Below are 13,975 nucleotides of genomic sequence, written 5' to 3'. Positions count from 1 at the left end.
TTGATAAAAATATAAAAAATACCACAGTAAATGAACCGACCCCCAATTCTTAGACACTAAGATTAACGGTTAAGGTTTGATCAAGGACTGAGTTTCTGTATTGTACAGGACTCAGTCCTTTTAATTTTACTTTTATTCTATCATGATTGTAGTAATGAATATACTCATCAATCACTTGTCTAAGTTCATCGGTTGATGTAAATTTTCTGCTGTTTTTGCCATGAAAGAAGATTTCTTCTTTTAATGTCCCAAAGAAACTCTCTATCACGGCATTATCCAAGCAATTTCCTTTTCTTGACATACTTTGGATAATGCCATTATCTTTTAAGCTTTGTTGGTAGCACTTCATTTGATAATGCCAGCCTTGGTCAGAATGTAAGGTGGGTTTGTCTTCTTCTGTCAGTGTTGTTATGGCTTGGTTTAGCATCTCTTGCACTAACTCATCAGTCGGTCTGTCTTTGATACTGTAGCTGATAATCTCACCGTTATATAAATCAATGATGGGTGATAAGTAAAGCTTCTTTGTATTACCTTGCTTATCCACCACTTTAAACTCAGTGACATCTGTTGCCCATTTATGATTAGGTTTGTCTGCTTTAAAATTACGGTTTAAGACATGATCAGCGATTTTGCCTACTTGTCCACGATAAGTGCTGTATTTGCTTCGCTTGCGACTGTACCGGTGCAGGGAGCAGGAGAAATAAGAACAACCCTAAACCTATCAACGCCTTGGCGTACCATCAACCATCAAAAACCCCAGATATTAATCTGGGGTCGTCTTATGCAATGTAGAAACGTGAACTACCACCCCCTAAAGGGCGTGGCTTCATAAGTCAAAGACTTATTCTTTTTTGACGGTTCTTGTACCAGTGATGATTAATCACTGACACAGGGTATCCTTACCCTCGGGGTTGCGACTTTCGCATGGCTCCAGTCGTCTTATATCCCCTCCATGCTCCTTGCTCCGTCCAGTAGATGGCTTTGCTGAACTAGATTTTCTGCGTTTACCTTTTTTGGCGAGTGCAGCTTCTGTGGTCAGCAAGTTTCCATCCAACACCGTTCCAGTGTCTTTAATGAGCTTAATTGCTCGCTTGGCAATCACTTTCGCTGCATTAGTGTCAGCGTTCTCAGCGCGTCCACAGCTTCGACAAACAAACTTGCCTTGTGTTTGTCTGTTGTCTGGGTGAGTGTGGCCACAACTGGCACACTCTTGAGAAGTGTGATGTGCAGGGACTTTAAACACCGCTTTGTTAAGTTTAGCGGCTTTATAAGTCACAAACAGACCAATCCGATACCAACCTGCATGCAAGATCGCTTTGTTTAAACCTGCTTTCTTACTGGCACCGTTGTATAAAAACTTACCTGTCTTTTCACAACGCTTTGGCTTTGGGCGTTTGGTCATGTTTTTGGTTTTTAAGTCTTCTAACACAAAGACTTGGTTGTCACTATCCACAATCTTTCTTGAGGTTTGATGAGCAAACTCAATACGGGTATTGGCTATTTGTTCATGCACTTTGGATAGACGAAATTTGGTTTTGTTGTAGCGATTTGAGCCTTTGACTTGGCGTGATAATCTACGCTGTAATCGTTTTAGCTTGGTTTGCAGATGTTTAAAACGTTTTAATTGCTTATCTGAGTAACTAAAATTACCGTCATTACCCAAACCTTTATCATTGGTCGCACAAGTAATGGAAACACCCCGATCCATGCCAAGGGTGAGTTTGCCTAAGTCCTCTTCATCCAGTGTGCGTAGTTGTTCTAGCTGTTGTTCTAAGCTTAACAGTGCATTGTCATCAATCAGTGGGTCTGTGTAATTAAATGACACTGACCACCGACCACGACGCTTACTGACCGTAATTGATCGTGGAAACTCATAATCTCGATGTGCTCTGAATTTAAGCAACCCAATGGGCTTAGATTTTGTGCCTAACTCAATACAGGTTTCATCCGACTTTGGGTGTTTAACGAACCGAAACAGCTCACTGGTGATATAAACAGAGGCTTTGTCTTTCTTAGCGTGAAATCTGGGACGACCGCAGACACCACGCAGAAAGTTGATAAAGGTTTGGTACCAACGGACAGCGCCATTTCTTAGAATTTGACTGGGAACATCATAGAACCAAGGTGTCAATTCTTTATCTTTATACTGAGAATAGCTTTGGTCATGTAGTCCATAGGCATATTCTTTGGGAAAGAATTTACGGCATAAACCACGGTAATAAACATCTTCTTGTACTTTGGCATTCCAAATGGCACGCTGACAGCCCATCCATTGACTTAGGATGAGTCTTAATTCGTCTGTTGGATGTGCTTGGAATTTAACGCCAGTGAGCATAAGAAATACCAGTGGTTGATTATGTGGTGATTATAGCATATAAAAGAACAGCTAAACAAAACCACCCCTTGACCCCGACCTAAAGGACGAGGAATGCGGGGCGGGGTTGTTCAAGTATTAGCCTTAAGGGGTATTCTGTTCTTACAAAACCGAATTTGGTGTAATATTCCGCAAGTTTCTCATCTTTAGCATCAACCACAACAAACACAATGCCTGTATCTTGGCTAAGCTTGGCAATCTTCTGTAGGGCATGAGTAAGCAGCATCTTGGAAAATCCTTGACCTTGATGAGTGAGAGACACGCCTATTCTACCAATCAAAATCGCAGGCACTGTATTGGGATAATGCTTGCTTTCTATATTAATCATCAGATTGGATAAGGTATAAAACCCGATGATTTCTGATCCTTGTGCCAACACATGAACTTTAGAGATGCCTTTTTTATGGTGCTGACCAGCTAAGCGGTGTAAATAAGAATTGATCTGCACATTGCCACAATCAAAACTCTGTCTATCATGATGTTTGTTTAAATGCTCAAACTGCATCAAGTCAAATCCTTAATACCAAGATTGGTATGCACGAGTTCTTGAAGTGCAGGCGTGGGTTCTCTTGGGTTTTCCATAAGATCTTGCATTAATGCTTTATCAGCATCGCTTGGATCCCAACAAAGCTGACTGTTAATCAACTCTAGGGATTTTTCATAAGCCAATGTCATCATGAAATGGCTAATACTTACACCCATCATAGAACACGCCTGTTCTACAGTGCTTTTGGCGTGGGGTGTTGTGCGAATGTTAATTCTTGCTGATGATCGCATGACTTTCTTTCCTTTATATATTGTGCGTCTGTCATGCGTACAATCTAACATAGTGAACATAAATTATCAACCTTGTTTACCAAATCATGCATCATCATCGGATGAGCCGTAATAATCCCGTTCATACAATTCGCTGTAGATGGCGTGTAGTACAGGATCTGTGTTTTTTCTGTATCTTTGCATCAGCCGTTCACATAGTGTCCAAAGGTCATAATGACAACCATTAACCGCAAAATGGCAATAGCCATAGCTGTTGGTTGTGATTTCGCCTGCTTTCATCAGTAGCGCAAAACTTGCATTGCATAACGGCTGTTTTGTATCAAGCATATGCTTAACTTGCTCAATCGCTGTTAGGGCTTCTTTGTTGGTGAGCAGTGAAGCAATTGCTTTAATGTGGGCTTGCGCCATTGCTTGTGCCATAGTGCGCATTTTTAAGTTTCCTTGTGTTGTTGGTTGATGTGGTTATTATATTTCCAACAGGAAGTAGGATTTTTAAAAACTTCACCCACAAATTAATACGCCTTGGCGTATTCTGTACAAGCAAAAGCCGCCCATTTGGACGGCTTGCAATATCAACCATGCGTTCACTTGGTGACAAAACCAAGTAACCAAACCCCAAAAGCGGTTGTTACAGATGTCGCAAAAGCGATAAAAGCGGCAGATGTTAGTAGGGCAACCACAGGGTAAAAGCGAGTTTCTTTATTAATTCTATCTCGTTCTGCTTGTGCTTTTTCGAAATCTGCACGAATGCGCATGGTTTCAGCGATAAGCCGCTCATATTCTGCTGCATTCACCGCTTGCATCCGCTGATTTTCAGCCGCCATACGCTCCACTTGTGCGGCAGTTAATGCCACCATTTGTTCAGTGTTTTTCAGCGTTTGCTGTACATCGAAAATGCTCATAACCTTATGTACCTTGTCGAGTTCAACATCTGACAGTCCCATCAGATGGTCAAATTCCAAGTTAAATGCTTGTTTTTGCATAGTAAACTTATCTTAATTCATATTGTAACCTAAAACAGCATCAAAATCGCATCTTTTTTACCGCATTCATGATGAAAAGCAATACTGCTGTGTGTTTGAATTCTGGTGAATAACTAGCTTTGCTCTTTCTGATACGAATGCCATCAATACCATGAGTTTGGTAGAGTCTCACCCAGTTATGGACGATAGAACTTTCTATACCAAACAAATTAGCTATCTGAGTACAACTAAGTCCATTGTGATAATGATCAATGACTTCAAGTTTAAAGTCAATTGTGTATTTGGTCATAAAAACACCCCAAAGGTTGTCTAACTTTTGGGGTGCGGTTCAATGATAACTTGGCGTTTTTTTGTACTGATTGGCGGATTGTTTAGCAGATTATTTATTGGTTGTTTCGCTTTCATCCACCACTTCAGCATCTGCTGTGGCGGTCGCTGCTGCTTCATCATCAAATTCGATGGCTTCAGCGATATCACCATTTTCATCTGCTAACTCATCAGCAGGCACAGGCTCAGCTTCGGTAGCTGTGCCATCTGCTACAGCTACCGTATCGGTGGCTTGTGCGCTGTCAACTGCTGCATCTTCACTGTTGTCCTTAATGGCGACATCAGCAGGGGCGGCGCTCATCGGTACATCAGCAGGCTCGGCGGTTTGTGCGGTTTCTTCAGCTTTTTTGCTGCAAGCAGCCAAAGCAACGGTTGCAGATAACAGTAGGACGCTGAATAATGATTTTTTCATGGGTTGTCCTTGAGTTTTTTGCCATCATGGATGACAATGCGTTAAATTGAATAAATCTAGTATAGCATACTTTTTGTTACATACGATGACATCTTGGTATTTTTTACTTGCTGTAGATTATCCAATCTTACCCATCATCGATTCAAACAAAAAGGCGATTAAAAACCGCCTTTTTACCCAAACTGCACAAGGTTAGCTGAGCTTGCCGTGACATTGTTTGTATTTCAATCCAGAGCCACAAGGACATGGCGCATTGCGGTTGATATTGGCAGGAATAACGAGCTCATCATCGCCCACTTGCGGCTGTACGCTGTCACTTGCAGCGGCTGCACCACCTAGTGTGATGGTCACTTGCTGCTTGATGCGGTGGCGATTTGGCACAGGACCTGTGGTCAATTCAGGATCGCGGCTTTCGCTACCGTCTAGATTGATCTCATTATGCTCAAACATCATCTGCATCCGTTCAGCTTGCAAGCGACGCTCTTCTTCTAAGGCTGCTAACTCTTCTGGGGTCGGCACATGTACGCGCGCAAGGTCTTGTACCAGATCAGACTTGATCGCACCCATCATCGCTTGGAACAGCTCAAATGATTCGCGCTTATACTCTTGCTCTGGATTTTTCTGTGCATAACTGCGCAGATGAATGCCTTTACGCAGCTGATCCATCTGAGTCAGATGTTCTTTCCAGTGACGATCAAGGCTTTGTAGCATAAAGTGACGCTCAAGCGATGCGGCAGTTTCTTCGCCCATCTGCGCGCGGCGTGTTTCGTAGCGTTCGATGGCAGTATTGACGATTTTTTCGCGCAAGCCTTCTTCATCCAAGCGGCGATCAGCGTCTAGCCAGTCATTGATCGGCATATAAAAACGGAATGCTTCTTCAATTTCATCTTCCAGACCATCGATATTCCACTGATCATCGACCGAACCTGGTGGGACGAACTGATTGATCAGCGCATTATACACTTCATGGTGCATTGCCTTGATGCTGTCTTGTAGATCCATCTCGGCAAGCAGCTCATCGCGCTGCCCATAGATGACTTTACGCTGCTCATTGGCGACATCATCGTATTTCAACAGGCTTTTACGCGCATCAAAGTCACGCGCTTCTACTTTACCTTGCGCACCTTCGATCGAGCGCGATACCATCTTATGCTCGATCGCTTCGTCTTCTTTTAGACCCATCGCGCGGAACATATTGGTAATGCGATCACCAGCAAAAATACGCATCAAATCATCTTCTAGCGACAAGAAAAAGCGAGATTGACCTGGGTCACCTTGACGGCCGGCACGACCACGCAACTGGTTGTCGATACGGCGTGATTCATGACGCTCTGAACCGATGATATGCAGACCACCTGCCGCCAGCACTGCATCATGACGCTCTTGCCATGCTGCTTGTGCTGCTGCGCGCATCTCATCGGTCACGCCTTCAATGTCTTCAAGTTCTGCTTGCCAGTTACCGCCTAGGATAATATCCGTACCACGACCTGCCATGTTAGTGGCGATAGTCACTGCCTTTGGGCGACCTGCTTGGGCGATGATGTCAGCTTCGCGTTCGTGCTGCTTGGCGTTTAGGACATTATGCTTGATGCCTTCTTGGTCAAGCAAATAAGACAGTTCTTCGGACGCTTCGATCGTCGCTGTACCAACCAGTACAGGCGCGCCCTTTTCGGTGATTGCCTTGATCTCACGGATGATGCCTTTGTACTTGCCAAGCTTGGTCAAGAAAATCTGGTCATCCATATCAATACGCGCAATCGGACGATGTGTCGGAATGATCACAACATCCAGCTCATAAGTCGATTTCAACTCCGCCGCTTCGGTATCTGCCGTACCTGTCATGCCCGACAGCTTGTCATACAGACGGAAATAGTTCTGGAAGGTGGTGGTCGCCATCGTCTGATTTTCAGCTTGGATTTCCACGCCTTCTTTGGCTTCTACCGCTTGGTGCAGACCATCTGACCAGCGACGACCTGGCATGGTACGACCTGTATTCTCATCGACGATGATCACTTCGCCATCTTGGACGATGTAGTGAATATTTTTGACAAATAAATGATGCGCACGAATCGCCGCCTGTGCATGAGCAAGCAGTGGCAGACGCGCAGGGCTGTATAAGCTTTCTTTTTCGCCCAGCTCACCGACTTCGATTAAGAATTTCTCAATTTTCTCGTAGCCTTTTTCGCTGATTTCTATGGTACGATTCTTCTCATCAATCCAAAAATCGCCATCGGTATTATTCTTGTTCGCTTCTTCATCTTGCGAGTGCACAAGATTTTCAACCACCTTATCAATCAAGGCATACAGATGCGCCGAATCTTCGGCTTGACCTGAGATAATCAGTGGCGTACGCGCTTCATCGATCAAAATTGAGTCAATCTCGTCAATGATGCAATAGTTCAGCGGACGCTGCTTTTTTTCAGCTAGGCTAAACACCATATTATCACGCAGATAGTCAAAGCCGTATTCATTATTCGTGCCATAAGTAATATCAGCACGATAAGCGGCGAACTTCTCTTGTGGTGGCTGCTGGCTATAAATCACACCAACAGTCAAGCCCAAAAATGCAAACAGCGAACGGTTCAGCTCGGCATCACGCTTGGCAAGATAGTCATTGACCGTGACGACATGCACGCCCTTGCCACTGATGGCGTTCAGGTACATTGCTAGAGTTGCCATCAAAGTCTTACCTTCACCCGTCTTCATCTCAGCGATCTTGCCTTCGTGCAAGGTCATACCGCCGATCAGCTGCACATCATAATGGCGCATCCCATTGACACGCAGCGACGCTTCACGACACACCGCAAACGCTTCAGGCAACAGCTTATCAAGGCTTTCGCCTGCCTGATGACGCTCTTTGAACTCTTGTGTTTTTTGGCGCAGCTGATCATCGCTCAGTGCCTGAATGCTTGGTTCTAGGGCATTGATCTTGGCGACTGCTTTGCGCATACGCTTAAGTTCGCGTTCATTTTTGGTGCCGATGACCGCACCGACGATTTTTGCTAACATAATTTTTTCCGTAAAATGGGAAATGCCCATTTATCATCATTTAAAACAAAATAAGACAAAGTAAACCAATTCACCACTGTGTTATTTTGAATTTTTCAACCATTAATCATATTGCTCAGGTTTATGGTTTTGAATGCACTAAAATCAAGCTGCACATCCCATAAATCCGCACAATTTGACAAAATTTTACAAACTGGCAAAGACTTTATCCGCCGCAGCGATGGTCTTATCAAGATCTTCATAAGTGTGCGCCGATGACATGAACGCCGCTTCAAATGCCGATGGCGCAAGGTACACGCCTTCATCAAGCATGGCATGGAAGAAAGTGGCGAATTTTTTGGCATCGCAATTTGTCGCGACATCATTGAAATTCTGCGGCAGAGTCTTACTAAAGAACAGACCGAACATTCCGCCCACCGAGCAGGCTTGGAATGGCACATTGTGCTTGGCGGCGGCAGCTTTTAGCCCTGCAATCAGATATTCGGTTTTAGCGGTTAATTCTTGATAAAAGCCATCAGCAGTCAATTTATCAAACATCGCCTTGCCTGCGCGCATCGCCAATGGATTGCCCGACAGCGTGCCTGCTTGATACACCCCGCCCAATGGCGCGATGCATTCCATGATCTCTCGTTTACCGCCGAACGCACCGACAGGCAGACCTGCGCCGATGATTTTGCCAAATGTTGTCAAATCAGGCGTGATGCCAAAATGCGCCTGCGCACCCCCGAGACCCACACGAAAGCCTGTCATTACTTCATCAAAAATCAGCACCACGCCATGCTCTGTACATAGTGCGCGCAAGGTGTTGTGAAATTCTTGGCTTGGGATGACCATGTTCATATTACCCGCGATCGGCTCTAAAATCACGCACGCAAGCTCACTGCCAAATTTATCAAAGCACGCCTTTAATGCATCAATATCATTATAAGGTAGTGTTAAGGTATGCTTAGCAAAATCAGCAGGCACGCCCTTAGAAGTCGGCTCGCCAATATCTAGCATGCCAGAGCCAGCCTTGACAAGCAAGCTGTCCGAATGCCCATGATAGCAGCCTTCGAACTTGACAATCTTATCACGACCTGTATAGCCACGCGCCAAACGAATCGCCGACATCGTCGCTTCTGTGCCTGATGATACCATGCGCACAAGCTCAATGCTTGGCACGATACTAGCGATCAAATCCGCCATCGTCGTCTCTGATGGCGTCGGTGCCCCAAATGACAGGCCGTCTTCAGCCGCCGCCTTGACCGCAGCGATCACTTCATCATGCGCATGACCCAAAATCATCGGGCCCCATGAGCCGACATAGTCGATATAAGCATTATCTTCGGTGTCGTAAATGTACGCACCCTTCGCGCGCGACACAAACACAGGTGTTCCACCCACGCCCACAAAGGCACGCACAGGCGAATTGACACCGCCAGCGATATGGCGTTTGGCTTTTTCGAACAAGATTTGGTCAGCGGCGCTTTGGTGAGTCATGGGAAATCCTTGTTTTTTGGATGAGTTTACATTTATAGCCAAAGAATGCTAAATTCTTAGGCTTGATATTTTTGTTCATTATTACTGCCAATTAAATCATCTGCAGTAAATTAATTTTGGAAAAAGCGGTTATAAACCGCAATTTCTTTGGCTTTTGCTATAAATCTGTACAATTATCGTGGTCTAATATAAATAGTGCTAGAAAAATAAGCAACGGTGTACAATTAGTACATCGAGCGAAACTTGACGACGCAATATCCCATCAGGCGAAGATAATCAGGCTTTTTTGACCACACTAGATTTTAACTTCATCGCCCCGAAGCCATCAATTTTACAGTCAATATCGTGATCATCGGGTGCATCGTAGATTAGACGGATTGATTTGACTTTGGTACCGACTTTAATAGGCGCGCTTGAGCCTTTAACTTTTAAATCCTTAATAACCGTTACCGCGTCGCCATCGGCCAGCACATTGCCGACTGCATCTTTGATGACTGGCAGCTCATTGCTTGGCTCGCCCTCTTTCCATTCGTGCGCGCACATTGGGCAAATCAGCAGATCGCCGTCGGCATAGGTGAATTCTTCGTGGCATTTTGGGCAAGCTGGTAGTGTCATCGCATCCTCTGTGTTGAAAATTGCAAATTAAAACTTAACTGCTTATTGTAACCGATTTCGGCGTCAATTTGTTGCACTCTATGGCAAATCGTACAAAATTTTAACATTTTTATGCCAATCACCCTTATAATTTTTGCAAATCATCCCCATTAAATGCGCAATACTTTTGATCAGCGATTATGATTTGGGATAAAACAATGACTGATTTTAGCGTTTTTGTGATGACAGGCGGTGATACTGATAAATTTTTGCAAGGACAAATCACCGCAGATATGGGTAAAATCGGTACGGCATTTGTACCGACAGCGATTTGCAATCTAAAGGGGCGCGTACAATTTGGCTTGTGGGTGCGTCGCATCAGTGATAACGCGGATGATGGTGTGCAAATCGTGATCAGCAGTGATTTGGCAGAAGACCTTGCCAAGCATATCAAAAAATTTGGCGCGTTTTCAAAAATCACCCTATCTGCTGCCAAGCCGATTTATCCTGCGATCATTGATGGCGTGGCAAGTTTTGATACCACCGACCATGATCAAACCGCGCAATGGCAAGCCTTGAGTATCGCTACGGGTAATTATTGGATTACCAAAGACACAAGCGAGCTATATCAACCGCAAGAGCTGCGCCTGCATCAGCGTGATGGCGTGGCATATAATAAGGGCTGCTATCTGGGTCAAGAAATCGTTGCGCGATTGTACTTTAAGGCAAGCCCAAAAGCCTATTTGCACCGTGTGGCAAGTGCGGATGTGGACTTTTTTGCCCATCATGCTGAAGAATCGGGCTTGGCTGTGGTAAATAGCATCAGTAGCTTAGATGGTTCAGAAGCTTTGGTCGTCGCGCGCCCTGATGCCATCGAAACTCTGGGCGCGACTCAATCTCTACAGAATCTGCCACTGCCTGATGCCTTGCAAGCCGATGTAGGTCAGGTGTGATTAGTTTGTAGACCAAATAGCATAAGCCATCGCAATGATGGCTTTTTTTGTTGCGTGGCTTTTTTACAAACCGATAAACAAACAAAAAGACAAACCCTTTTCAGGTTTGCCTTTTTGTTTTATGGTTGGTTTGTGACTGTTTAACGATTAGTCTTTAACAGTAGCAACAACACCAGCACCTACGGTACGGCCGCCTTCACGGATCGCGAAGCGAAGACCTTTGTCCATAGCGATTGGGTGGATTAGCTCAACGCTCATCTCAACGTTATCGCCTGGCATAACCATTTCAGTGCCTTCTTGTAGAGTGATTGCACCAGTTACGTCAGTAGTACGGAAGTAGAACTGTGGGCGATAGCCATTTAGGAATGGCGTGTGACGACCACCTTCTTCTTTTGATAGTACGTATACTTCTGCGTCGAACTTGGTGTGTGGGGTGATTGAACCTGGCTTAGCAAGTACTTGACCGCGTTGAACTTCTTCACGCTTAGTACCACGAAGTAGGATACCACAGTTCTCACCTGCACGACCTTCGTCTAGCAGCTTACGGAACATTTCAACACCAGTACAGGTAGTTTTTTGAGTTGGTTTGATACCAACGATTTCGATCTCTTCACCAACTTTGATGACGCCTGATTCAACACGACCAGTTACAACAGTACCACGACCTGAGATTGAGAATACATCTTCGATTGGCATCAAGAATGCTTTATCAACAGCACGCTCTGGCTCTGGGATGTAAGTGTCTAGAGTGTCTAGTAGTTCTAGAACTGCTGGCTCACCGTACTTGCTGTCAGCGCCGTTTAGTGCTTCTAGTGCAGAGCCTTTGATGATTGGGGTGTCATCACCTGGGAAGTCGTAGTCAGATAGAAGTTCACGAACTTCCATTTCAACTAGCTCTAGTAGTTCTTCGTCATCAACCATGTCGCACTTGTTCATGAATACCATGATGTATGGTACACCAACCTGACGAGATAGTAGGATGTGCTCACGAGTTTGTGGCATTGGGCCGTCAGTTGCAGATACAACTAGGATCGCGCCGTCCATCTGTGCAGCACCAGTGATCATGTTTTTAACATAGTCAGCGTGGCCTGGGCAGTCAACGTGTGCGTAGTGACGGTTTGCAGTGTCGTACTCGATGTGAGAAGTGTTAATGGTAATACCACGTGCTTTTTCTTCTGGAGCTGAGTCAATTGCAGCGTAGTCTTTTGCTTCACCGCCGTGGTGCTTAGCAGCAACAGTAGCGATAGCAGCAGTTAGAGTGGTTTTACCATGGTCAACGTGACCGATGGTACCAACGTTTACGTGTGGCTTGTTACGTTCAAACTTGGCCTTTGCCATGATGGTTTCCTCGATTGTTAATTAAACGCCATGGTCGGCTCTCGAGCAACGCCCAAAAACCATGACCATATCCTGATGTATTATACCATAGTGAAATTAGTATTTGAATACATTTGGATGGATTATTTTGTCATTGAATAACTTTTTAATGAACCAAAATCTAATATCGCGACATTTTAATCCCTTGATAAAATGGTTGAACACATCGCCAATCATTTGCTCCACAGGACAAATTTAAAGAATCCGATAGGGTTTTCTAATATCGTCTGATAGGTGATCTTGTCATAAAATTTAAATAAATCAACTGCCTTTTGGACACTCAAGACAAATTGAGACTTTGCTAATGGCTTAACTGAGCCTACAAAATGTATCAAATCTGGTGATGCATTTTCAGCATTGACGCTGCCTGACAAAAAATGCTCCGGTTGGCAGTTATAACGCCAGTCGATAGCAAACCACTGCTCATGAAAATAAACATTCAAGACATCTTGATCGCCATAAACCAGTATTTCTTGTAATTTTTCAGTTAAATGTATCAGCGGCTCTGTGGTACCCGCCCATCGATCTGCATTGATATACAATACACCAGCGTTAAAATAATCACCTTGACGAAATCTATGCTGTGCCAAATTGCTCACAAATGGATCTTGCACCGCACCTAGTGAAAACTGCGAAAACCGTTTATCTTCAAAAGGCCGAAAAATATCGCCGTTGATGACAATATCACAATCTAAATACAGCCATCGATTCGACTGACTGTATTCAAATAACTTGGCGATGTAGTATCGAAGATAGGTCGCCTGCGTGATATAGTCGCTTTGGCGGTATCGCTGAAGCTCATTTTGATTGATATATGCTGAGTATAAGCTTGACTGCCTTTGGGCAAAAAACTGCTGGCGTTCCTCCATCCACTCTGGACTGATATCGCCTGTGTTCAGGATAAATACATTAAATGATTGATGATGTGCCAACAATGATTTGAGCACAATATCCAAGTAGTTTAGATAATTTTTATCACTGGCGACAACAATATTTGTTGTGAGCGTATCAGTCGTCATATGGTGCTCTTTAAAACTCAATGGGACAAAATTACATCATTTCATTATAGCATAGCCCGCCAGAATATACAGTTCAATTTATCTACCAAAACAACTTAATCAACCAATAGATTAGTGCCAATCTTTAGCATTGCGGTCAAATTGCCTAAGCATCTTTTTGGCTTGGTATCGCGACTTGCGATGTTTGGCGGTTGGTTTTTCACTTTCAAACCGCCCGCCTTTTTGCATGAGTGGTGATAAACTTGCCAAATTGCGTGCCTTGCCTGATTTTGGTAATTGGATGGTGTATTTTGCCATGATTTTCTCGTCTTTTATAAACTGAATTAGCATCCCAATGGCGTAAATTTGGCATCAATGAATAAGTATTGATATTCAAAAAAACAAAAAAAGCCTGACCAAATGTCAGGCTAACAACATTTGGACGCATTCAAATTGCTTGATATGCGTCCTAGACATCATGCCAAGCAAATACCTAAAGTCAATAACGGTAAGCTGTTGTGTCGCATGATGCCTCCTTATACATCGTAAAAAAAATGGCTAGAAAATAAAAAACCCTTAAAACGATGCGTCTTAAGGATAATTCAAAATATGGAGCTCTTGACGAGAATTGAACTCGTGACCTCTCCCTTACCAAGGGAGTGCTCTACCCCTGAGCTACAAGAGCGAAATTA

14 protein-coding genes, 1 tRNA gene and 1 pseudogene are annotated in these 13,975 nt (G+C 44.1%); 1 reads left to right on the top strand and 15 read right to left on the bottom strand.

Annotation, left to right across the window (positions count from 1 at the left end):
* Positions 1-49: 49 nt before the first annotated feature.
* From NKU06_RS06040 to NKU06_RS05990, 11 genes and pseudogenes are all read right to left on the bottom strand, one after another.
* Positions 50-661: pseudogene (locus NKU06_RS06040) on the bottom strand (IS3 family transposase); the annotation flags it as partial.
* 219 nt (positions 662-880) lie between these two features.
* Complete coding sequence (locus NKU06_RS06035) at positions 881-2,335, bottom strand: transposase (protein WP_254729437.1); 1,455 nt, start codon at positions 2,333-2,335, stop codon at positions 881-883.
* Positions 2,336-2,414: 79 nt separating this feature from the next.
* On the bottom strand, positions 2,415-2,879 hold the full coding sequence (locus NKU06_RS06030) for a GNAT family N-acetyltransferase (protein WP_254729435.1): 465 nt from the start codon (positions 2,877-2,879) through the stop codon (positions 2,415-2,417).
* Positions 2,879-3,151, bottom strand: a complete 273-nt coding sequence (locus NKU06_RS06025) for a DUF1778 domain-containing protein (RefSeq protein ID WP_254729433.1) — start codon at positions 3,149-3,151, stop codon at positions 2,879-2,881. Before NKU06_RS06025 ends, NKU06_RS06030 begins: the two co-directional genes overlap by 1 nt.
* 84 nt (positions 3,152-3,235) lie before the next feature.
* On the bottom strand, positions 3,236-3,580 hold the full coding sequence (locus tag NKU06_RS06020; protein ID WP_254729431.1) for a hypothetical protein: 345 nt from the start codon (positions 3,578-3,580) through the stop codon (positions 3,236-3,238).
* Between the two features lie 155 nt (positions 3,581-3,735).
* A complete protein-coding gene (locus NKU06_RS06015; RefSeq protein ID WP_254729429.1) occupies positions 3,736-4,134 on the bottom strand; it encodes a hypothetical protein in 399 nt (132 codons plus the stop codon).
* A gap of 40 nt (positions 4,135-4,174) precedes the next feature.
* Positions 4,175-4,423 carry a helix-turn-helix domain-containing protein gene (locus NKU06_RS06010; RefSeq protein ID WP_253222975.1) on the bottom strand — a complete coding sequence of 83 codons (249 nt, stop codon included), beginning with the start codon at positions 4,421-4,423 and terminating at the stop codon, positions 4,175-4,177.
* Positions 4,424-4,513: 90 nt separating this feature from the next.
* Positions 4,514-4,873, bottom strand: a complete 360-nt coding sequence (locus NKU06_RS06005; protein WP_254729427.1) for a hypothetical protein — start codon at positions 4,871-4,873, stop codon at positions 4,514-4,516.
* A 192-nt stretch (positions 4,874-5,065) separates the two neighbouring features.
* Positions 5,066-7,882, bottom strand: coding sequence for a preprotein translocase subunit SecA (gene secA, locus NKU06_RS06000; protein WP_254729425.1), 2,817 nt, complete (start codon positions 7,880-7,882; stop codon positions 5,066-5,068).
* Positions 7,883-8,068: 186 nt separating this feature from the next.
* Positions 8,069-9,361 carry a glutamate-1-semialdehyde 2,1-aminomutase gene (gene hemL / locus NKU06_RS05995; protein ID WP_254729423.1) on the bottom strand — a complete coding sequence of 431 codons (1,293 nt, stop codon included), beginning with the start codon at positions 9,359-9,361 and terminating at the stop codon, positions 8,069-8,071.
* Positions 9,362-9,637: 276 nt separating this feature from the next.
* Positions 9,638-9,976, bottom strand: coding sequence for a zinc ribbon domain-containing protein YjdM (locus NKU06_RS05990; protein ID WP_254729421.1), 339 nt, complete (start codon positions 9,974-9,976; stop codon positions 9,638-9,640).
* Positions 9,977-10,173: 197 nt separating this feature from the next.
* Here NKU06_RS05990 and NKU06_RS05985 point away from each other — a divergent pair, with 197 nt between their 5' ends.
* Positions 10,174-10,908, top strand: a complete 735-nt coding sequence (locus NKU06_RS05985) for a folate-binding protein YgfZ (protein ID WP_254729419.1) — start codon at positions 10,174-10,176, stop codon at positions 10,906-10,908.
* A gap of 147 nt (positions 10,909-11,055) precedes the next feature.
* On the opposite strand, the gene tuf is transcribed toward NKU06_RS05985, so the two are convergent.
* The 4 genes from tuf to NKU06_RS05965 all read right to left on the bottom strand — a co-directional run bounded on the left by tuf (position 11,056) and on the right by NKU06_RS05965 (position 13,968).
* Positions 11,056-12,246 carry an elongation factor Tu gene (gene tuf, locus NKU06_RS05980; protein WP_253222969.1) on the bottom strand — a complete coding sequence of 397 codons (1,191 nt, stop codon included), beginning with the start codon at positions 12,244-12,246 and terminating at the stop codon, positions 11,056-11,058.
* A gap of 212 nt (positions 12,247-12,458) precedes the next feature.
* Positions 12,459-13,304, bottom strand: a complete 846-nt coding sequence (locus NKU06_RS05975; protein WP_254729417.1) for a glycosyltransferase family 8 protein — start codon at positions 13,302-13,304, stop codon at positions 12,459-12,461.
* Positions 13,305-13,415: 111 nt separating this feature from the next.
* On the bottom strand, positions 13,416-13,601 hold the full coding sequence (locus tag NKU06_RS05970; RefSeq protein ID WP_254729414.1) for a hypothetical protein: 186 nt from the start codon (positions 13,599-13,601) through the stop codon (positions 13,416-13,418).
* Positions 13,602-13,893: 292 nt separating this feature from the next.
* Positions 13,894-13,968 (bottom strand) — tRNA-Thr (locus NKU06_RS05965).
* Positions 13,969-13,975 lie beyond the last annotated feature (7 nt).

It is taken from the genome of Moraxella sp. FZLJ2109 (genome assembly GCF_024296965.1).
In the GTDB taxonomy this organism is placed as follows: Bacteria; Pseudomonadota; Gammaproteobacteria; order Pseudomonadales; family Moraxellaceae; genus Moraxella.
This window is presented reverse-complemented; position numbering and strand designations above follow the sequence as displayed.